Genomic DNA, 20,915 nt, shown 5'->3' with positions numbered 1-20,915 from the left:
CAACGTTGGCCTTTGACCTGCCTCGGATAGCAGGCGTCATGCGTGGATGGCGGCGCCGGCGCCACCGCGCCCGGACCGCCTCAAGCCTTCCACTCCGTGGCCTCCCGAACGCTGCCCAGCACGTCCCCCTGCCCAACGTCGCAACCCTCCCATTTGAAGAACTGCAGCTCTTCCGAGCTGGCCAGGCCATTGGCCAGTACCTGCATGCCGAGCGTGTGCGCCAGCGCGATCACGGCACGCGCGATGGCAGCGCGCTTGGCATCGGTTGCCACGTTACGCACGTAGTCCTGGGGAATCTGCAGCCGGTCGGGCAGCAAGCGCTGCAGGTTGGCCAGCGAGATGGGCGTGTTGCCAACGTCGGCCAGCGTGACGGATGCGCCTTGCTCCTGGATGCGGGCGCAGGCCAGGCGGGCGGCTTCGGTGGCGGTGCCCAGCAGGATGCCCGGCAACTGCAGGTCGAGCACGTTGCCGGCTTGGGCGGTCTCGCGCAGGTATTGGCGGAGCAGTTCCGGCAACGCCAGCAATTCGGACTCCTCGGCGCCGGCCATGAGCGGCAGCAGGATGGGGACGCTGACGCGGGCCGGGCTGGATAGGGCGGCTTGCGGATCCGTGTGCCAGGCTAGCGCGAGTTCGCAGGCGCGGCGCAGCAGCGCGGCATTGATCGCGCCAATGAGGCTTGGGCTGCGCACGTGGTTGGCGATCTCGGCATGCGGCATCCAGCCGGTGGGGCCCGGCCACGCCGGCAGCAGCGCGATGGCCGCGATGGCGGCGGAGCCCAGGTCGAACTGGGAGACGGCTTGCAGCCGGTACTGGCCGCTGTGCAGCGCTTGTTCTATGGCAGCTTCGATCTGCGCGCCGCTACCTGCCTCGGTGGCTGGGCGCCCAGGCGCGCACGGCGCGCCTTGCGTGTGCGGGGCCGGCTGGGGCAGGGCATGGGCTTGCTGCAAAGCCTTTACGTACTGGTACGCGCGCAGGCCGCCGATGACGACGGAGGTCAGCTTTTGCGCGGTCATCTCCGTCTTGAGGAAGTAGCCATTGATCTCGTAGCCGGTCACCACCTCGCGCTCCGGCGCCATGCCGGGATGCCCGGTGCGCAGCACGATCTGGAGGTCGGGGTTGCGCAGTTGCTCGCGGATGTAGCGCACCGTGGCCAGGCCGGCATCGTCGGTTTCCATCACGACATCGAGCAGCACGAGCGCCGTATCGGGGTGAGCGGCGAGGTGGGCCCTGCAGGCTTCGCCGGAATAGACGCTGTGGAACTGGATCTTGCGCCCGGAGAAGGTCAGGTCCATCAGCACCAGGCGCGTGATCTCGTGCACGTCGGGGTCGTCATCGACCAGCAGGACCTGCCACGCGGGCATCGACAAGGGGGCGTTCATGGCAGAGTCCTGGTGGATACGATCGGGATGGTGGCCTTCGCCGAGGGCGTGATGCGGGGCATGCGCAGGGTGAAGACGGTGCCGCCGCCCTCGGCACGCCCCGCATGGCCCACGGCGATGGTGCCGCCCAGGCGCTGGGTCACCAGGTTGTAGACCAGATGCAGGCCCAGGCCGCTGCCACCCTTGCCGCGGCGCGAGGTAAAGAAGGGCTCGAAGATCTTCTCATGCAGGGCATCGGGAATGCCGCTGCCGTCGTCGGCGTAGCGGATCACGACTTCGTCACCGGCGGCGAGCCGGGCGGCGATGCGGATGGTGCCGCGCACAGGGCCTGTGTCGCCGCTGCCGAATGCGTGCACCAGCGAGTTCATGACCAGGTTGGTGAGGATCTGCGCGATCGCGCCGGGGTAGCCGTTCATGGCGATGCCGGCCGGGCAGTCGATCAGCAATTGCACGTGCGTGTCGCGCAGGCGCGGATCGAGGCTGACCACGGTCTCGCGGATATAGTCGCCGAGGTCGAAGCCGCGCCGTTTCTCGCTGGTCTGGTCGACCGCCATCTGCTTGAAGCTCTGCACCAGCTCCGCCGCGCGGTTGGCGTTGGACAACAGCAAACGGGCGGATTGCGCGGCATCCGACAGGTAGCGCTGCAGCGCCTCTGGTGCCAGCCTGTTGCTTGCCACCAGCGCCTGCGTGGCGCTGGTGCGGTCCTGCAGGTAGGAGGCGGCGCTGACGGCGATGCCCACCGGCGTGTTGATCTCGTGCGCGACACCCGCGACCAGTCCGCCGAGAGAGGCCATCTTTTCCGCGTCCACCAGGTTCTTGCGCGCGGACTCGAGATGGCGCAGCGACTCCATCAGTTCCGCCTGTGCCAGCTCGCGGCTTTCGTGTGACAGCACGATCCACCACGCGCCGAAAGCCAGCAGCGGCAGGGTGGCCGAATACACGCGCAGCAGCAGGCCGCCGATGCCGTCGGCGTGGGCGGCATGGCCTTCGCCGATCAGCCGGTAGGCGAGCAGGAACACGGCGCCCATGGCCGCCGCGGCAATCACGAACAGGCCGAGGAAGCGCGCCAGCCTGCGCAGGAAATGCGGCGGCAGTATCCGCAGGAAACTGCTTTGCCACGGCGCGGCCTGCATTTGCGCGGCGGTGCCGGGCGCCTTGCAGGCATCGTGGCAATGGTTGTCCAGGCCGCAGCACAGCGAGCAGATCGGCCCCGCATAGAAGGGGCAGTGCGCCATGTCCGGCGCTTCGTAGTCGCGCTCGCAGATGCAGCAGCGGATCGGCTCGTCGGTGTGCTTGTCGAGCGGATGCGGGTCCTCCCGCGCGATGTAGTACCGGCCGCGGGTCGCATAGGCGATCAGGATGGCGCTGGCGAACGAAGCGCCCAGCGCGATAAAGGCGCAATAGGCTTGCGCCAGCGCGCCAAGCAAGCCGGAGTAAGCGCCGATGCCGGCGAGCGAGGCGATCAGCATGGCGCCGCAGCCCACCGGGTTGAACGCATGCAGGTAGGCCCGGCGGAACTCGATGTGCCGCGGGCTGATGCCCAGCGGCTTGAGCACGACAAGGTCAGCGACCAGGGCGCCGAGCCAGGCGATCACCAGGTTGGAATACACGCTCAGCACGGCCTCCAGCGTGCTGAAGATGCCCAGCAGGGTGAGCAACAGCGCGATCAGCACGTTGAACACCAGCCAGACCACGCGGCCCGGATGGTAGTGCGCCAGCCGCACGAACACATTGGACCAGGCCAGTGAGCCCGCATAGGCATTGGTCACGTTGATCTTGATCTGCGACACGAGCACGAACAGCATCGCCACCGCGAGCACCACCTCGGGCCGATCGAATACCTGCCCGTATGCCCACACGTACATGTGGATCGGCTCCATCGCGCGACTGGCGGGCACGCCGGCTTGCAGCGCGAGCACCGCCAGCAGGCTGCCCGCCAGCACCTTGAGGCCGCCGATCACGATCCAGCCCGGGCCGGCCAGCAGCAGCGCGCTCCACCAGCTCCAGCGGTTCTGTGGCGTGCGGTCGGGCAGGAAGCGCAGGTAGTCCACCTGCTCGCCGATCTGGCCCATCAGCGAGAACAGCACGCCGGTGGCGGCGCCAAACGCGAGCACATTGAACGCCGGCGAGGCCGCGTCGCGCCCGGTGAATGCCGCCCATTGCGCCAGCACGCCCGGATCGTGGCGCAGGATGTAGGCGAAGGGCAGCACCAGCAGCACCGCCCACAGTGGCTGTGTCCACATCTGCAGCTTGTTGATCAGCGTGACGCCGAAGAACACCATCGGCACGATCACCAGCGAGCAGACCAGGTAGCCCACTGTCAGGTTCAGGCCGGTGGCAATGGCGAGCGCCTGGGCCAGGATGGCCGACTCCAGCGCGAAGAAGATAAAGGTGAAGGACGCGTAGATCAGCGAGGTGATGGTGGACCCGGCATAGCCGAAGCCCGCGCCGCGCGTGAGCAGGTCGATGTCCACGTTGGCCACGCTGGCGTGGTATGCCACCGGCAGCCCGATCAGGAAGATCAGCGCGCAGACCAGCAGGATGGCCGGGAACGCGTTCTGGAAGCCAAAGCTGAGCGTGACGCTGGCGCCGATGGCTTCCAGCGCCAGGAAGGAGACGCCGCCGATGGCCGTGTTGGCCAGCGTGAACGGCGACCAGCGCCGGTAAGAGCGTGCCGCATAGCGCAGCGCGTAATCCTCCAGCGTTTCGTTCGCGACCCAGGATTGATATTCTCGTTTGATGCGCATGGCGTGGTGGCGTCGGGTGCGATGCGGCTCCGGGAGGGGGGGTGCGATCCGGGTCGGGATGGCTGGCAGCGGGCGCTCCGATTATTGTCTGAATCCGCCCCTCGCGCAATGACATGCGCGCTGCGCTGGAAGGGGCCGAAGCGCGCCGCAACCTGCCGCGGGGATGCTGCGCGGCAGCATGGCGCGGCGCCTTGACATTTAGGGTGCCAGCGCAAACACTGGCCGGCAGTCCTCATATCGAAGAGGCCGGGAGCCGCCGGCATCGCGCTCGCTGTTGCCCGAATCCGCTGTGCCCGATGCCAAGGAGAATGCGCGGTTGCCCGCCCAGAATACCGATAGCGCCGATAGCGCCGATAGCGCCGATAGCCCCAATAGCCCCAATAGCCCCAATAGCCAGGCCGGGGAGCTGATCTACCGTATCCACGCCGCGCGCGACGACGATGGCTGGCGTGGCGTGGTTGCGCTGGTGCGCGATCAGTTCGCCGCGGGCATGGCCGTGCTGGCGCGGCGGCACCTGGCCGGCGGCCAGGGCGCGGTGCTGCACGGCGCCCCGGAGGACCCGGCGTTTTTTCGCACCTTTGCGCAGTACTCCGCGCGCAACCCGTGGTTCCTCTCCAGCACGGCCTACCAGCCCCTGCAGGTGATCAGCGGCGACGACATGCTGGGCAGCGGCGACCTGGTCCGCACGGACTACTACCAGGCGTTGCTGCGGCCCCATCGCTATCTGCATCGCTTGTGCGGGGTGGTGGCGCGCGAGGCGGATGTCGTCTACTACCTTGAGTTGTACCGGCGCGAAGACCAGCGGCGCTTTGCCAGCAAGGAGAAGGCGGAGTTCCGCGGCCTGCTGGCGCATATGGCGCTGTCGCTGGAAAACCGCTGGCACCGCCACAGCGCCGCCGACCTGAGCCAGGCGCTGATGTGCGTCATCGACGGCCATCCTAACGCGACCTTCCTGGTCGAGCAGGATGGGCGCATCGTCTACTGCAACCGCAGCGCGCAGGCGCTGTGCGGGCAGGGCAGCGGCCTGTACCGGGATGGCGAGTATCTTGCCGCGGTGATGCCGACCGACCACCGCACCTTGCACGAGATGCTGGCCACGCTGGCCGGGGCTGCCCAAGGACTTCCCCCCAACGCCGGCGACACGCGCGACGCCCACCCGGGCCAGGCCGCGCTGGTGCCCACGCAGGTGCTGTCGGTTTCCGCGCCCGGCTTTGCCTTGCCCACGACGCTCACGCTGCAGCCCGCCGGCGCATCCATGCGCAACGGGCTGGGCGAGGAGCGCGCGCTGGTGGTGGTCAGCGCGCGCCGGCAGGGCGCGGAGCATGCGCACCACGATTGCCTGTTCGCGCGCCAGTTCAAGCTGAGCGAGGCCCAGGCGCGGGTCAACGCGCTGGTCTTCGCCGGCCACTCCATTGCCAGCCTGGCGCAGGTACTGCACGTGTCCGAGAACACGGTGCGCAGCCACCTCAAGCAGATCTTCCAGAAGACCAACACCCATGGCCAGATGGAATTGGTGCGCCTGCACGCGCAGCATTGCCCGCCGGCCTGAACATCCCTCACCTGGCCATCGCGCCGCCACCTTATCCGTCGGCTCATCCAATTGGGTGAGGCAGCCTCACCCAGCCGCATGACGCGCGGAATCCTCGCCGTGAAGGATTCGCATCCGCGCGGGCCTGCTTATAGTTGACCCGTCGCCACGCGGTGCCGCGAGGCAGCCGGCGCCAACAGAAAAAGAACAACCAGAATCCGTCACGGAGGAGATACGCCATGCTAGGCCTGACGTTGCTTTACGTAGGAGCCGTGCTGTGCCTGAACGGCTTGTGGTTGCTGGGCAAGATTGGCGACCGCGAGATCTGGGTCGTCAATATCTTTGCCGGCGGGGTGACGATGCTGGTGTCGCTGCGGCTGATCTTCGGCGGCGAGGCGGATAGCGCATCCATCAAGGCCGGTGCGCTGACGCTGCTGTTTACCTTCACCTACCTGTGGGTTGCGCTCAACCGCTTCAACGGTGCGGACGGGCGTGGCCTGGGCTGGTTCAGCCTGTTCGTGTCGGTCACGGTGATTCCTGTCGCCATTGATGCGCTGCGCCATGCCAACTCCGTCTGGGATACCTGGTTCGCCTGGTGCTGGGTCGGCTGGGGCGTGCTGTGGTTCCTGTACTTCCTGTTGCTGGCGATGCAGCGCCCGATCCTCAAGTTCACCGGCGTTGCCACTGTGCTGGCAGGCATCGCCACCGGCTGGCTGCCAGGCTATCTGCTGCTGAGCGAATCATTCAGATAGACCCCAACGATAGACCCCAAAGCGGCGGCGGGCAGCCGCACGCGACCAACGCTGATCCAGGCATGCAGCCAAGGCGGCTGCATCGTTTCACGGCCGCAATCCGGCGATTGACCGGACACACACCAAGGAGACAGGCATATGGCAGATACCCTGATCAAGGTCGATCTCGCGCAATCGGCGTACGAGAACGAACAGGTCCACAACCGCTGGCACCCGGACATTCCCATGGCCTGCTGGGTCAACCCCGGCGACGAGTTCATCCTGGAAACCTATGACTGGACCGGAGGCTTCATCAAGAACAACGAGTCGGCGGATGACGTGCGGGACATCGATCTGTCCATCGTCCACTTTCTCTCCGGGCCGGTGGGCGTGCACGGGGTCAAGCCGGGCGACCTGCTGGTGGTCGACCTGCTGGACGTAGGCGCCAAGCCAGAAAGCCAGTGGGGCTTCAACGGCTTCTTCTCGAAGCAGAACGGCGGCGGGTTCCTGACGGACCATTTCCCGCTGGCGCAGAAATCCATCTGGGACTTCCATGGTGTCTACACCACTTCGCGCCATGTGCCCGGCGTGGAGTTCGCCGGGCTGATCCATCCCGGGCTGATCGGCTGCCTGCCCGACCCCAAGCTGCTCCATACCTGGAACGAACGCGAGACAGGGCTGATCAAGACCGACCCCGACCGCGTGCCGCCGCTGGCCAACCCGCCGTTTGCCGCGACCGCCCATATGGGCAAGCTCGTTGGGGACGCCGGCAGGCGGGCGGCCGCCGAGGGCGCGCGTACCGTGCCGCCGCGCGAGCATGGCGGCAACTGCGACATCAAGGACCTGTCACGTGGCTCCAAGGTGTACTTCCCGGTGTATGTGGATGGGGCGGGGCTGTCGGTCGGCGATCTGCACTTCAGCCAGGGCGACGGCGAGATTACCTTCTGCGGTGCCATCGAGATGGCGGGGTGGGTGCACATGCGGGTGAACGTGATCAAGGACGGCATGGCGAAGTACGGCATCAAGAACCCCATCTTCAAGCCCAGCCCGATCACGCCGACCTACAACGACTACCTGATCTTCGAGGGTATCTCGGTGGATGAACAAGGCAAGCAGCACTACCTCGACGTGAACGTCGCCTACCGCCAGGCTTGCCTGAACGCGATCGAATACCTGACCAAGTTCGGCTACTCGCGCGCGCAGGCCTACGCCATCCTGGGCACGGCACCGGTGCAGGGGCATATCAGCGGCGTCGTGGACATCCCGAACTCCTGCGCCACGCTCTGGATACCGACGCAGATCTTCGACTTCGATATCCGGCCGCAGGCCAATGGGCCCATTGTGCATATCAAGGGCGGTGCCGACGTCCTGCTTTCGCAGGATGTGGCCTGAATGCCGACCTGAGCGCCAGCCAGAGATGTGAAGTCACGGCGGGCGCGGGCTCCCGCCTTCCTCGGGGGCCCGCGCTTGCCACTTTCCACTGAGCGGAGAGACCTGTATGCCAATGTATGAATACGCCTGCGAGGCGTGCGGCAGCTTCACCGCGGTGCGCCGCATCGACGAGCGCGACGCGCCGCAGCCATGCCCCGGCTGCGGCCACGCAGCCCGGCGCCAGGTCACCGCGACCATGCTGGCCCTGATGCCATCGTCCCGCCGCGCCGCGCATGCGGGCAACGAGCGCAGCGCCCACGCGCCATTGAGTTCCCAGGGGCACCGCCATGGGCCAGGTTGTGGCTGTTCGGGCGGCAGCGTCGGCCTGGCCGGCAAGCCGGGCGCGGCCAAGTCCTTTCCCGGCACGCGGCCCTGGATGATCAGCCACTAGGGGAACCAGCCCGATGGCCCGATGGGAGCCGGGCCGATCGCCATCCAGGCTATTCGTCAACGACGATCGAGCCGCGCACCCGGTCCAGCAGCGGCAGCCATGCGCCGCGCGCCGTGTCGCGGCACGAGAGGATGAGCAGCAGTTCCTGGTCCGGCGTATAGATGTCGAAATGCTGGACGAAGATCGTGCCTTGCGCGCCGGTGCGCACGTAGTTGATTGCAATCGCCGGCCAGCCACCGATTTTTTCGATGCGGGGCTCGTCGATGGAGAGCATCTCCCTGCCCGATGTCTTCAGGGAGTCGCGCATCCTGCGCTCGAAGCTCGCGCCATATGCCAGAAGCAGTGACCTGTCGAACCGGCGGACCTGCTCGGGCGTGACCGGCCCTTGCGCCATCGAGTTGACGATCACGGCCGCGTACGGATTCCGCACATTGGATACGGCATGCAGGAGGTTGACCGTTTGGCCCGGCGGCGCCGGGACGATGGAGACGCCCCCCACCGCGTCCGCGATAGTGCCGTGGGCCCGGCCTTGGGCGCCGGACAGGATGGTCCAGTCCCTGGGAACCTGAACGGCAATCTGCCTGGCGAGCCTGATTTGCACGAAAGGCGCTTGCTCGCCCCCACCGGCCTGGGCGAAGCACGGCGCGACATTCAGGGCCAGGCCCAGCGCGCAGGCAGCCGCTGCCGCCAGCACAAGCCTGCAGCATTGCGCACGCATGCTCCCTCCGTCGTGATCCCGAACAGAAACAATATAGACGCGAAGCGGCTATCCGGCACGGATCCTGGCGTCGCCCGAGCGCCTTGGTTGTTGCCCGGCCAGACGCCGGGGTGCATGCCGGCGGCCGCTGCGGCTGGCGTGTCCCATGCGAATCGGACGGGGCATGGCAGGGTAGGGTGGGACGGGGTAGGACAGGACTCAGCCCGCGACCACATTGCGCGGCGAGCCAGCCGCGAACGCCGCGATATTGTCGATCAACTGGTCCGCCAGGGCCTGCATGGCCTCCCGGCTCGCCCAGGCCACGTGCGGCGTGAGCAGGAAGGCGGGGTGGTCGCGCAGTGCGTGGAACGGGTGGCCGGGGCCGGGCGGCTCCTGGGTGGCTACGTCGAAACCGGCCCCGGACACCTGTCCTTGCCGCAGCGCCTGGACCAGCGCCGCCTCGTCGACCAGCCCGCCACGCGCGGTGTTGATCAGCAGCGGGCGGCGCGTCATCTGCGCGAACTCCTCGCGGCCGATCAGCCCCACGTTGGCGGGGGTCAGCGGGCAGTGCAGCGTGATGATGTCGCTCAGGCGCAGCATGTCCGCGAAGGGCGTGTGTTGCGCGTCGGCGCTGTGCTGGCCCTTGCGGGCGGCGTACAGCACCTTGAGCCCCAGCAGCCGGGCGATCTCGCCCACCGCGCGGCCCAGGGTGCCGCCGCCGACGATGCCGATGGTCGAGCCGGCCAGGTCGTGGATCGGGTAGTCGTGAAAGCAGAACTGCCCCGAGGCCTGCCAGCGGCCCGCGCGCACTGCGTCGCAATAGGCATGCAGGCTGCGGCGCAGCGCGAAGATCAGCGCGAAGGTGTGTTCGGGCACGGTATGCACGGCATAGTTGCGCACGTTCGACACGCAGATGCCCCGGGCGGCGCAGGCGTGCAGGTCGACGTGGTCGGTGCCGGTGGCCGCGATCGCCACCAGGCGCAGGCTGGTGGCCTGGCGCAGCACCTCGGCCGGCAGCTTGACCTTGTTGGTGATCACGATCTGTGCGCTGGCGATGCGCGCGGCCACTTCATGCGGCGCGGTGGCGTCAAAGACCGTCAGCCGGTGCGCGAACGGCAACGCGCGCAGCACGGTCTCGGGGGCCAGCGTGCCGCGGTCCAGGAAAACGACTTCCGGCGTGGTCTGGGATGGGTTCATGGTGTTTGCCTGTCGGTAAGCCTGTCGGTCAGCCCGGGTGGTGAATGCGCCATGCCGCCGGCCATCGGGCGGCGCGCGCGGACCGGCCATGGTGGCCCCGGGCGCCCAAATTGACAATGCCGTTCTCGTCCACTAGCCTTTCCCGATTCTCAAACCTCGGGGCATGGCTGGATGGCCTTGGCCATCCAGCCGCCATCGATGCCGCCGCCCACCGGACGCTTTCGCGTGATCAATCCCGCCCATCTCGACCTGCAGTCCCTGCGCCTGTTCCTGGTGGTGGCGCAGAGCGGCAGCTTTACCAAGGCCGCCGAGCGCACCCACATGACGCTGTCGGCGCTCAGCCGCCGCGTTGCCGACCTGGAAAAGACCACCGATTGCGCCTTGTTCGTGCGGCTGCCGCGCGGGCTTGAGCTCACCCCGGCCGGCCATGGGCTGGTCGGCCATGCGCGGGCCGTGCTGGATACCGTGAATCGCCTGGCGGGCGACATGAGCGATTTCGCCATCGGCGTGCGGGGGCATGTGCGCGTGTGGGCCAACACCTCGGCCATCATCCAGTTCATGCCGCGGGACCTGGGCGTGTTCCTGCATGCGCAGCCGCTGATCCGCGTCAGCCTGGAGGAGCGCATGAGCGGCGAGGTGATCGCGGCGGTGGCGGGCGGGCAGGCGGATATCGGTGTGTTTGCCGACAACGTCGCAGCCGGCGCACTGGAAAAGTTCGAGTACCGCCGCGACCGCCTGGTGGTGCTGGTGCCGCCGGATCATCCGTTGGCGGCGCGCGCCGAGGTGGCCTTCGCCGACGCGCTCGAATACGATTTCGTCGGCCTCAACCCGGGCAGCTCGCTGCTGCAGCGGCTGGCCGACGCCTCGGCCGCGCTGGAGCGCGTGCTCAAGCTGCGCGTGCAGGTCAGCAGCTTCGATGCGATCTGCCGCATGATCGAGGCGGGCCTTGGCATCGGGGTCTTGCCGGAGGGCGCCGTGCGCGCCGAGATCCTTGGCGCCGGGTTGCGCGCCATCCGCCTTGCTGATCCGTGGGCCTCGCGCACGCTGTGGCTTGGCGTGAAATCGGCCGCAGCGCTGCAGCCCGAGGCGCGCAAGCTGTTCGATCACCTGCTGGCGCCGCACTGAGGCGGCCGCTTCAGCCTTGCGCTTTCGGAAAGGGTGCTGGCGCATTCCGACATGTTCATCTGCTTGCGCGACTGCCATGATGGCTTTCGGCTAAACCGCAAAGAGAGCAAGCGCGACATGATTGACCACCTCGACCACCTGGTGCTGACCAGCACCGATGCCGGCGCCACCATCGATTTTTATACGCGCGTGCTCGGCATGCAGATGGAGACCTTTGGTGAGAACCGCGTGGCGTTCCGCTTCGGCAACCAGAAGATCAACCTGCACGTGCGCGGCGCGGAGTTCGAGCCGAAGGCGCACCTGCCGGTGCCCGGCGCGCTGGATCTGTGCTTCATTGCGTCGATCCCGCTCGATGCGGTGATCGAGCGGCTGCGCGCCGCCGGCTGGCCCATCGTTGCGGGCCCGGTCGCGCGGACCGGCGCCACGCAGAAGATCCGCTCCGTCTACGTGCGCGATCCGGACCTGAACCTGATCGAGATCTCCGAGCTGGCGGCGCCGTGACCAGCGCGATGGCGTTGAATAACGTGCCGGCGCGAGCGCTGCGCGTGCTGCTCGCGCCCGATTCGTTCAAGGGCAGCCTGGACGCGCCGGCGGTGGCCCGGCATATGGCCGAGGGCATCCGCCATGCGCTGCCGCACGCCGTGGTCACGCAGGTACCGATTGCCGATGGCGGCGAAGGCACGGCCGCCGTGGTGGCCGCGGCATGCGGCGGCCGCTGGCATGCGGTGGACGTGACGGATGCCAACGGCCAGCCGGTGCGCATGCCGTTTGCCGCCTGCGAGAGCACGGCGCTTGGCGCCTTCGCGATTTTCGATGTGGCGGCGGTGGCCGGCCTCCCCGACGCGGTGGCGGCGCCCGGCGCGCGCACCACGCGCGGGGTGGGGCAGGCCATACGCGGGATTGCCGCGCGGGGTTTCGCCACCATCGTCATTGGCCTGGGCGGCTCCTCGACCAACGATGCCGGCGCCGGCATGCTCTCGGCGCTGGCGTTGGACTTCCTCGATGCCGCGGGCGAGCGCATCGACCCGGTGCCCGACAATCTTGCGTCGATCCGCAGCCTGCGCCCTCGCGTCGATGCGGATCTGCTGCAAGGGCTGCGCCTGGTGGCGCTCACCGATGTCACCAGCCCGTTGTGCGGGCCGCATGGCGCCAGCATGATGTTTGGCGGGCAAAAAGGCGTGGCGGACCTCGCGCAAGCGGACGAGGTGATCGGCGAGTTCGCGGGCCGTTGCGAGCTGGCGCTCGGTTGCCACGCAGCGCTAGCGCAGGGCGCGGGCGCCGCGGGCGGGCTGGGTTTTGCCTTGCGGCTGCTTGGCGCGCCATTGCTGCCGGGAGGCAGCTTTATTCTCGATACCGCCGGGCTGGCGACGGTGGCCGGGTACGACTGGATCCTGACCGGCGAAGGCCGCTCTGATCGCCAGACCTTGCTTGGCAAGGGCCCGGCGCTGATCGCGGCGCTGGGACGCCGGCACGGCGTGCCCGTGACCTTGCTATCGGGAGCGATTGCCGATGGCGCGCTGCTGCGCGAGGCATTCGATGGCTGCTTCTCGGTGCAGGCCGGCCCTGCGTCGCTGGCCTGGTCGATCGCGCAGGGCGGGGCGCTGCTGGAAGCCGCCGCCGCGCAGCTGGCGCGGCTCTACGCGGCCGCGCGGCGTTCCGCTTAGAAGGACGACCAGTCGGATGCCGAGGCCGGCGCCGAAGCCGCAACAGCACGCGGTGCCACCTGTGCCACCGGTGCGGCGCGGCGCGGCGACGATGCCGCAGGCCGGCCTGCGGCTCGCACGGCATGGGGCACAGCTGCACTCGCCGCACTCGCCGTGCCGGCTACGCCCTGGTTGCCCAGCCGGAACACCGCCACCGTGTCTTTCAGCTTGGCGGCTTGCTCTTCCAGCGATTGCGCCGCCGCCGCCGCTTCCTCCACCAGCGATGCGTTCTGCTGCGTCACTTCATCCATCTGGCTCACCGCGTGCGCGACCTGGTCGATGCCGGCGGTCTGCTCGACGGACGCGGCGGAGATCTCGCCCATGATGTCGGAGACGCGCTGGATGTCGCGGATGATCTCGGTCATGGTCGAGCCCGCCTGGTCCACCAGCGCGGTGCCGGTCGTCACGCGCGCCGAGGATTTGTCGATGAGGTCCTTGATCTCCTTGGCGGCGCTGGAGGAGCGCTGCGCGAGCGAGCGCACCTCGCCGGCGACGACCGCGAAGCCCCGGCCTTGCTCACCGGCGCGCGCCGCTTCCACGGCCGCATTCAGCGCCAGGATGTTGGTCTGGAAGGCGATGCCCTCGATGATGCTGATGATGTCGGCAATGCGGGTTGAGCTCTCGTTGATCTCGCTCATGGTCGCGACCACGTCGCGGATCACCTCGCCGCCGTGATTGGCGGTTTCCGATGCCGTGGCCGACAGCACCGCAGCCTGGCGCGCGTTGTCCGCGTTCTGCTTGACGGTGGTGGTGAGCTCTTCCATGCTGGCCGCGGTTTCTTCGAGCGACGCGGCTTGCTGTTCGGTACGCGACGACAGGTCGATGTTGCCGGCGGCAATCTGCTTGGTGGCCGCCGCGATCGTTTCGCTGCCCGTGCGCACGGACAAGACGGTTTGCGCCAGGCCGTCCTGCATCTTCGCGATGCCTGACAGCAACTGGCCCATTTCATCCTGCGAGTGGATTTCAACGGGGCGGCTCAGGTCGCCCGCGGTGATGTGGCCGAAGTGCGCGAGCGCCGCGTCGAGCGGGCGCGCAATGGCGCGGCGCAGGGCTACCCAGCTATAGATGGCCAGCGCCAGCCCCGCCAGCAACGCGGCAATGGTGATCGCTCTGAAGGTGGCATAAGACGCCTCGGCGGCCTCATAGCTGCGCTTGGCCAGCGCCGACTGGAACTGGCTGAGCGTTTCGCCGCTGGCTTGCAGCGCGGCGTAGTACGGCGTTTGCGCGACCCCCGCCTCGACGATCTTCTGGTGGTCGGCCGACTTGACGGCGGCGGCGAAGGCATCGAGCGCAACGTACAGCGCCTTGCGCTTGGCGATGACATCCTGGGCCAGCCGCTCTTCTTCCGCGTCGCGCGGCAAGGACAGGTAACGCTGCCAGGCGGACTCTGACTGCGCCAGGAATTTCTCCGTGCGGGTCAGCAGTTCGGCAGCGTGGGGAGATTCCGGCTCCATGCCAGCACTGAACAGCGCCGTGCGGACCCGGCCCAGCCAGATATCGGCCTCCGCGATCGCCATGGCGCTCGGCATCTGGTTGGCATACGTGGCATGGTTCGCCGCGTTGCTGCGCGACATGCCGAGCAAGCCCAGTGCACCGACGACAAGCAGCAAGACGGAAAGCACGAGCATCGCAATGGCGAGCCGTGCCTTGATGGTTAAGTTGGGGAGCATTGTTTAATCCATGGATTGAGAGGGATCTCAATGCTCGTTTACGGCGACGCCATTTGAAGTTGAAGCAAGGCCTCGACGCGCTGGCTGTTTGCTACAAGCACGAACGCGCGGAGCAAATCGGGCGCGCGCGTGGTGGGTAGCCCCCGGGCAGGCAGGCGGGTGAAGCTGTAGGGCAAACTTGTCTACCAGGGCGAACAGAGATTCCCGCTGCCTGGACAATGAAGGCCTCGCGGCTGCTCGCCCGGAACGTGCTGCAAAGCCGGAGCAAGAACGCACTGGAAACGACACATGCCTTCAATTGCGCATGGTGCGCGCTGGCGCGATGGGCGCAGCCGCCACCATTTCGCGCACCATGGCGCGAAAGCGCATCACGGCTGCCGGCAGCGCGCCCTGGCGCATCGCGAGGTGCAGGGGCGCGCTCAGCGGCGGGCTATCGCCCAGCGGGCGATAGACGATGTCCTCGCCACCCAGGCGGTGCATGGACGCGGGCACCACGGACACGCCAAGGCCTGCTGCCACCAGGCTTAGCGTGGCCGGCAGGCGCGGCGCTTCCTGCGCCACCAGCGGGCTGAAGCCCGCGGCGCGGCAGGCGGTCAGGATCGCGTCATACAAGCCGGGCCCGGCGGGGCGGCGATAGAGGATGAACGGCTCGCGCGCCAGCGCTGACAGCGGCAGCGCGCCGGCCTGCGCCGCCAGCGGGTGCCCGGCCGGCAACGCCGCTAGCATCGGCTCGTCAAGCACGGCATCGAGCACCAGCCCGGCGGTGCTGCCCACCGGCGAGCGGACGAACGCGGCGTCCAGCCGCTCGTGCAGGATCGCGTCCACCAGTTCGCTGGTGCCGGCTTCCTCCAGCGTCACGGCAACGCCCGGCACGCTCTCGCGAAACCGGCGCAGCACGGCGGGCACGAAGGGGTGCAGGGCGGCGGAGCTGGTAAAGCCCACCGCCAGCCGCCCTTGCTCGCCGGCCGCGGCGCGGCGCACCACATCGGCCACGCCTTCGGCCCGGGCCAGCACGGCGCGGGCCTCTTCCAGCAGCGCCAGGCCGGCCTCTGTCGGGCGCACGCCGCGCGGCAGGCGGCGCATCAGCAAAACACCCAGCTCCTCTTCCAGCCCGCGCAACAGGCGCGTGAGCGGCGGCTGCTGCATGCCCAGGCGCTCGGCGGCGCGGGTGACGTGGCTTTCCTCGGCCAGGACGACGAAGGCGCGCAGCCGGCGTAGATCAATCATTGCCATACTCTCAAAGTATTGAAAACGTGCTCAATATGCATTGGAAATCATAGCAGTTCGGCCCTATCCTGACGGCATGCATCGGGCATCCACGGAGCACGGCCATGCAAGAACAAGATCTGGCAAAGGACAACGACGGGAACAACGACAGGGACAACGACAAGGACGCCAATCTTCCCGCGTCGTCGCATCCGGGCAACCTGCTTGAGTTAGACGCCACGCCGCGCACCTTCGCCGACACCATGGAGGCATGGCGCACGTCCTGCCCACGGCTGTCCGCGTGGGAGGATGCGACGACGGCCGGCCTGGTGGGCATGGCGTCCCGGCCCGGCGTGCCGCGCGCGCAGGCCATCGTCGCGCTGACCGCCAAGGGCAGGGCCGCGTTGCAGCAGGCCAGGCAGCCCGCGATGCCGAAGAATCCGAACAAGCCAGATCTTCCAAATCACTAGAACCGAACCCGCAAAGGAGCAGCAATGACTTGGTCAGCCAAGCAATACGTGAAATTCGAGAACGAACGTACCCGCCCGGTGCGCGACCTGCTGGCCGCGGTACCGGGGCGCGAGCCGCGCGTCGCGGTGGACATCGGCTGCGGCCCGGGCAACTCGACCGAAGTGCTGGCCGCCTGCTTTCCCGGCGCGAGCGTGACCGGGCTGGACAGCTCGGCCGACATGGTCGAAGCCGCGCGCAAGCGGTTGCCGAAATTGCAGTTCGAGGTAAGCCGCATCGAAACCTGGTACGACCCGGGCCCCTATGACGTGATCCTCGCCAATGCCGTGCTGCAATGGCTGCCCGACCACGGCCGCCTGCTGCCCGCGCTTGCCGCGAAGCTGGCGCCCGGCGGCAGCCTCGCAATCCAGGTGCCCGACACGCTGGACACGCCAGCGCACCGCCTGATGCGCGAAGTCGCCGCCGACGGCCCGTGGGCCGGCAAGCTGGCCGCCGCTTCGCAGGCGCGTACCGGGCTGCAGGGCGCCGGCTGGTACTACGAACTGCTGCGCGCGCATTGCGCAGCGGTCGATGTTTGGCACACCACCTACCACCACGCGCTGGCCGGCGGCCCGGCGGCGATTGTCGAGTGGTTCAAGGGCACCGGCCTGCGCCCCTTCCTGGACCCGCTGGATGAAGCCGAGCGCGCGGCTTACCTGGAGCGCTACACCGCGGAAGTGGCGCGCGCCTATCCGCCGATGGCGGACGGCACGGTGCTGCTGCCGTTCCCGCGGTTCTTCATCGTGGCCACACGCTAAGGGCGGGGCCGGGGCTTGTTTCAGGCGCTGGCTGTGAGCGCGCTGACGTCCATCACGTACATCTGCCGTTCGCCGTCATGGATCGAGTCGATGCAGGCGTGGCGGCCGTCGCGGCTCCAGCGCGGATGCAGGTCGCAGCGGTTCTCTTTCTTGAGACCCGGGTCCGTGTAGAAGCTGCCCAGGTCGTGGCGCAGGCCGGTGGCCACGTCGTAGAGAAAGAGGATCCGCTCGTTGGTGGCACTGTCTGGATAGGTGTCGCTGAGCAACCAGTTGCGCGCCACCGGCGAGAACGTCATGTGGCCGTTTTCGGTCAGCACGCCCTTACCGACGACCTGCACCTCGCCGCCCACGCTGTCGTGATAAAGGTGGTAATGGATGCTGCCGGCGTGCGGCCCCCACACGATGATGTGCTCGTCATCCTGCCACAGCGGATGCGAGATCTGGTATTCGGACTTCTCGTAGTCGAATGTGCCGACCGCGTTGGGATCGAAATCCTCAGCGAGCTGCGGCAGCGGATGGTCGGAGCACTCCAGCAGGCGCAGGTCGGAGCCGTCCGGATTGACCGTGATGAGCCGGTGCAGGAAGCACGTCTCGTCCTTGACGCGCTCGGTCCAGCGGTGCAGCAGCAGCACGCGCGACGAGCGCGGGTTGATCTCGATATGGCTGACCCAGTGGATGGCCTTGTCCATCGAGGCCTTCGGGTGGAAGTTGCGCAGGTCCTGGTAGCTCAGCACCAGGCGCGTCTTGCCGGTACGCAGGTCCATGTAGTGGATGCCGTCGTTCGCCGGCGCGTTGGGCAGAGGCGGTTGAGGCGTCGCGTCGCTGTAGCCGATGGTCTGGTGCGTCATGTACAGGCGGCGGTAATTCACGCAAAGGCCGTATTCGCTGCTCGGCGCGACCACATACACGGGCATGGGCAGCGTCTTGTCTTCGCCCGTCTCCACGTTGTGCACCGTTGCGCCTAGGTGCGGATAAATGGCCGACGCGTCGTCCGTCCGGCAGTTGTAGATGAGCTGCCTTCCGGGCGCGCCATCCAGCCACTGCAGTTGCGCCCCCATCTGCCAGTTCCAGGCGGTGGTCTGGCCTACGCGGTGGAAGCGGTCGCCGTCCTGCAGGTCGAAGAAGCCGATCTCGGCCACCAGGTCCGGCGTCAGTTCGGCGTCGGCCATCGGCACGCGCTGTGCCAGCACGTAGCGCTGGCTGCGGTCCCAGGTGCTCTTGTTGTAGTAGCCGAAGAAATGGTGGAGGCCGTCCGCGCCCAGCCGCCGGTAGGGCTGCGGGCTGGCAATGATGCGTGAGGAATGCATGAGGCTGGGTTTCCGTTGAGACTGGGTGTGCTGGTGCAAGGCGGGTTTGCCGCCTTGGCATTGCGCCGCCTTGCTCCGTGTTAGTCCGTGTTATTCCGCGCTGATCTTGCCCTTGGCGATGACCAGGTCCCAGCGCGCTTTTTCCGTCGCGATAAAGCGCTGCGCGGCGTCGCGGGTGTTGGCCACCGGGGTCATGCCTTGCTCCTGCAGACCCTGGCGGAACTCGGGCGTGGCGACGATCTGCCGGATATCGGCGTTGAGCTTGTCGGCGATCGCGTCCGGCACCTTGGCGCTGACGGCCACCGTGGTCCAGGACGTTGCCACGAAGCCGGGATAGCCGGACTCCGCTGCCGTCGGCACGTCGGGCAGCGCGGGCGAGCGCACCTTGCCGGTCACGGCCAGCGCCTTGAGCTTGCCCGAGCGGATGTAGGACAGCGTGGTCGGCGGATTCTCGAACATCATGTCGATCTGGCCGCCCAGCAGGTCGGTCATGGCCGCCGCGCTGCCTTTGTAAGGCACATGGACCAGCGGCGCGCCGGCGTTGAGCTTGAAGAGTTCGCCCATCATATGGACCGAGGACCCGACACCGGCCGAGCCGAATGTCATCGTGTCCGGGCGCTGGCGCGCGGCCGCTGCCAGCTGCTGCAGGTTGCTGGCGGGCACCTTCGGGTTCACCACGACCACGTGCGGCATCTCGGCCAGCACGGTGACGATCTTCAGGTCCGTGGCCGGGTTGTAGTTGAGCTTCTTGTAGGTGTTGTAGGTGGCGTGCAGGCCGATAGAGCCAAGCAGCAGGGTGTAGCCGTCGGCAGGTGCATCGACCACCGCCTTGCCGCCGATATGGCCTCCCGCGCCCGGGCGGTTTTCCACCACCACGGATTGCTTGTAGAGCCGGCCCAGGCGGTCTGCCAGCATGCGGCCCTGCATGTCGGAGCTGCCGCCAGCGCTGAATGGCACGATGATGCGAATGGTCCTGTCGGGGTATCCCTGCTGGGCGAACGCGCTGCCCGCGAAGGTGGCGCCTAGGACGGCTGTGGCCACGCAGGATTTCCAGCCATGCTTGAACAGCAACTTCCGCAAATTCCGCTTCATCGGTGTGTTCTCCCTCGTTTTTGACCGCCTGGCCCGGCTATCGGCGGCGGCGTTCGTCTTGATCGTGCGGCGAGTGTAGGGGGGCGACCTTATTCTGAATAATGCTTTATCGGGAGGGGGCTATGCAGCCGTGATATATCCTCCCGATCTGATCGATCGTGACGTTTCCCATGCCCAGACCCCTGAATTTCCGTGAAATCGAAGCCTTCCGGGCGGTGATGCTCACCGGCACCACCACCGCCGCCGCCGTGATGCTGCACACGACCCAGCCGTCGGTGAGCCGGCTGCTGGCCCAGATGCAGACCGCGGCGGAGCTCAAGCTGTTTGATATACAGAAGGGGCGGCTACGCCCCACGCAGGAAGCGCGCCGCTTGTTCGAGACGGTGCAGCATCACTTCATGGGGCTGGCAAGGATCGAGCAGGACGTGGCGGTGCTGCGTAAGTCGGGCACCGGCGTGCTGCGCATCGGCTGTACGCCGTCTCTCGGGCTGGGCGTGATGCCGCAAGTGGTCGGCGAGTTCTCGCGGCGCCACGCCGATGTGCATGTCAACCTGCAGACCGTAGGCGGGCACCATCTGCGCGAGGGCCTGCTCAATGGCCAGTATGACCTGGTGCTGTCCACCAGCCATCTCGACGATCCCCACTTCGATGTGCGGGTCATGCACCGCACCAATGCCGTTTGCGTCATGCATCCCGGTCACGCGCTGGCCGGGCACGGCACGATTCACGTGCGTGACCTGCAGAACCAGTTCCTGCTCACCCTGAACGCCGATGACGAACTGCATGTGGCGTTCCTGCGCGGCATGCGGCAATGGCAGGTGGAGCCATCGGCCACCATCGAGACCACTTACTCCGGCACGATCTGCAGCATGGCGGCGGAGGGGGCCGGCATCGGCATCGTGAACCCGTATGTGGCCGAGGTATTCGCGCATGGGCTGCGCGTGCTGCCGCTGCTGCCGGCTTGCCCGGTGGAAGTGCGCATGGCGCTGTCCAGCCAGTCGGCCAGCTCTGCAATTACCGAGGAATTCGCCGCGCTGCTGGAGACTCGCTTTGCAGCGCGCGACGCGCGCTGATCCGGCCAGGCTCAGGCCTTGCGCAGATAGCAGGCCTTGAGCATGAAGCTGCCGGCGTCCATCTTGCAGTCGACCTCGTGGTCGCCGCCCACCAGCCGGATGCTCTTGACCTTGGTGCCCATCTTCAGCGTGATGGACGAGCCCTTGACCTTCAGGTCCTTGATCAGCACCACGGCGTCGCCGTCGTTCAGCACGGCGCCGTTGGCATCCTTCACCACGGCCTGGGCGCTGTCATCGTCCTGCGCGGCGGCCACCATGGCCCACTCGTGGCCGCAGTCGGCGCAGACGTAGTTGTCGCCGTCGGGGTAGGTGTTCTCCAGGGCGCATTGGGGGCAGGCGGGGATGGTGGGGATGGTGGGCATGACGGCTTCCG

General features: G+C 67.6%; 19 protein-coding genes. 10 read left to right on the top strand and 9 right to left on the bottom strand.

Annotated features, from left to right (window positions below; all coding sequences use genetic code 11):
* Positions 1–80: 80 nt before the first annotated feature.
* On the bottom strand, positions 81–1,379 hold the full coding sequence (locus ACX12D_RS11305) for an EAL domain-containing response regulator (RefSeq protein WP_459371216.1): 1,299 nt from the start codon (positions 1,377–1,379) through the stop codon (positions 81–83).
* Entirely contained in the window at positions 1,376–4,126 is a 2,751-nt protein-coding gene (locus tag ACX12D_RS11300; protein ID WP_459371215.1) for an ATP-binding protein, read from the bottom strand. Before ACX12D_RS11300 ends, ACX12D_RS11305 begins: the two co-directional genes overlap by 4 nt.
* Before the next feature lie 316 nt (positions 4,127–4,442).
* On the opposite strand from ACX12D_RS11300, the gene ACX12D_RS11295 reads away from it, so the two are divergent.
* The 4 genes from ACX12D_RS11295 to ACX12D_RS11280 all read left to right on the top strand — a co-directional run bounded on the left by ACX12D_RS11295 (position 4,443) and on the right by ACX12D_RS11280 (position 8,207).
* Positions 4,443–5,675, top strand: a complete 1,233-nt coding sequence (locus tag ACX12D_RS11295) for a helix-turn-helix transcriptional regulator (protein WP_459371214.1) — start codon at positions 4,443–4,445, stop codon at positions 5,673–5,675.
* A gap of 218 nt (positions 5,676–5,893) precedes the next feature.
* Positions 5,894–6,406, top strand: a complete 513-nt coding sequence (locus ACX12D_RS11290) for an AmiS/UreI family transporter (RefSeq protein ID WP_174427428.1) — start codon at positions 5,894–5,896, stop codon at positions 6,404–6,406.
* A gap of 138 nt (positions 6,407–6,544) precedes the next feature.
* The gene (gene fmdA, locus ACX12D_RS11285) at positions 6,545–7,777 is read left to right on the top strand and encodes a formamidase (RefSeq protein WP_459371213.1); all 1,233 of its coding nucleotides are present in this window, start codon (positions 6,545–6,547) and stop codon (positions 7,775–7,777) included.
* Between the two features lie 106 nt (positions 7,778–7,883).
* Complete coding sequence (locus tag ACX12D_RS11280) at positions 7,884–8,207, top strand: FmdB family zinc ribbon protein (RefSeq protein WP_441630138.1); 324 nt, start codon at positions 7,884–7,886, stop codon at positions 8,205–8,207.
* A 49-nt stretch (positions 8,208–8,256) separates the two neighbouring features.
* On the opposite strand, the gene ACX12D_RS11275 is transcribed toward ACX12D_RS11280, so the two are convergent.
* Entirely contained in the window at positions 8,257–8,901 is a 645-nt protein-coding gene (locus ACX12D_RS11275; RefSeq protein WP_459371212.1) for a hypothetical protein, read from the bottom strand.
* Between the two features lie 222 nt (positions 8,902–9,123).
* On the bottom strand, positions 9,124–10,101 hold the full coding sequence (locus ACX12D_RS11270) for a D-2-hydroxyacid dehydrogenase (protein WP_459371211.1): 978 nt from the start codon (positions 10,099–10,101) through the stop codon (positions 9,124–9,126).
* 225 nt (positions 10,102–10,326) lie between these two features.
* On the opposite strand from ACX12D_RS11270, the gene ACX12D_RS11265 reads away from it, so the two are divergent.
* From ACX12D_RS11265 to ACX12D_RS11255, 3 genes are all read left to right on the top strand, one after another.
* On the top strand, positions 10,327–11,226 hold the full coding sequence (locus ACX12D_RS11265; RefSeq protein ID WP_459373999.1) for a LysR family transcriptional regulator: 900 nt from the start codon (positions 10,327–10,329) through the stop codon (positions 11,224–11,226).
* 117 nt (positions 11,227–11,343) lie between these two features.
* Complete coding sequence (locus ACX12D_RS11260; RefSeq protein WP_459371210.1) at positions 11,344–11,727, top strand: VOC family protein; 384 nt, start codon at positions 11,344–11,346, stop codon at positions 11,725–11,727.
* Positions 11,724–12,890, top strand: a complete 1,167-nt coding sequence (locus ACX12D_RS11255) for a glycerate kinase (protein WP_459371209.1) — start codon at positions 11,724–11,726, stop codon at positions 12,888–12,890. Before ACX12D_RS11260 ends, ACX12D_RS11255 begins: the two co-directional genes overlap by 4 nt.
* Here ACX12D_RS11255 and ACX12D_RS11250 read toward each other — a convergent pair.
* Positions 12,887–14,599 carry a methyl-accepting chemotaxis protein gene (locus ACX12D_RS11250; RefSeq protein WP_459371208.1) on the bottom strand — a complete coding sequence of 571 codons (1,713 nt, stop codon included), beginning with the start codon at positions 14,597–14,599 and terminating at the stop codon, positions 12,887–12,889. The two genes, ACX12D_RS11255 and ACX12D_RS11250, sit on opposite strands and share 4 nt — an antisense overlap.
* Positions 14,600–14,893: 294 nt before the next feature.
* Entirely contained in the window at positions 14,894–15,826 is a 933-nt protein-coding gene (locus tag ACX12D_RS11245; RefSeq protein WP_459371207.1) for a LysR family transcriptional regulator, read from the bottom strand.
* Between the two features lie 104 nt (positions 15,827–15,930).
* Here ACX12D_RS11245 and ACX12D_RS11240 point away from each other — a divergent pair, with 104 nt between their 5' ends.
* Both ACX12D_RS11240 and tam read left to right on the top strand, forming a co-directional pair.
* Positions 15,931–16,275: a hypothetical protein gene (locus tag ACX12D_RS11240; RefSeq protein ID WP_459371206.1), complete on the top strand. Its 345-nt coding sequence runs from the start codon at positions 15,931–15,933 to the stop codon at positions 16,273–16,275.
* A 24-nt stretch (positions 16,276–16,299) separates the two neighbouring features.
* Positions 16,300–17,070, top strand: coding sequence for a trans-aconitate 2-methyltransferase (tam, locus tag ACX12D_RS11235; RefSeq protein ID WP_459371205.1), 771 nt, complete (start codon positions 16,300–16,302; stop codon positions 17,068–17,070).
* A gap of 20 nt (positions 17,071–17,090) precedes the next feature.
* On the opposite strand, the gene ACX12D_RS11230 is transcribed toward tam, so the two are convergent.
* Positions 17,091–18,377 (bottom strand): hypothetical protein, encoded by a 1,287-nt coding sequence (locus ACX12D_RS11230; protein WP_459371204.1) that lies wholly within the window; start codon positions 18,375–18,377, stop codon positions 17,091–17,093.
* A 90-nt stretch (positions 18,378–18,467) separates the two neighbouring features.
* Positions 18,468–19,469: a Bug family tripartite tricarboxylate transporter substrate binding protein gene (locus tag ACX12D_RS11225; protein WP_459371203.1), complete on the bottom strand. Its 1,002-nt coding sequence runs from the start codon at positions 19,467–19,469 to the stop codon at positions 18,468–18,470.
* Positions 19,470–19,639: 170 nt separating this feature from the next.
* Between ACX12D_RS11225 and ACX12D_RS11220 the strand changes: the two genes are divergently transcribed.
* Entirely contained in the window at positions 19,640–20,542 is a 903-nt protein-coding gene (locus tag ACX12D_RS11220; RefSeq protein ID WP_459371202.1) for a LysR substrate-binding domain-containing protein, read from the top strand.
* A gap of 11 nt (positions 20,543–20,553) precedes the next feature.
* Here ACX12D_RS11220 and ACX12D_RS11215 read toward each other — a convergent pair whose 3' ends face one another.
* Entirely contained in the window at positions 20,554–20,895 is a 342-nt protein-coding gene (locus ACX12D_RS11215; RefSeq protein ID WP_043347137.1) for a zinc ribbon domain-containing protein YjdM, read from the bottom strand.
* Between the last annotated feature and the right edge of the window lie 20 nt (positions 20,896–20,915).

Source organism: Cupriavidus sp. PET2-C1 (genome assembly GCF_054515855.1).
Note: the sequence above shows the minus strand (reverse complement) of the source record. Positions and strands in the feature narration are given on the sequence as shown.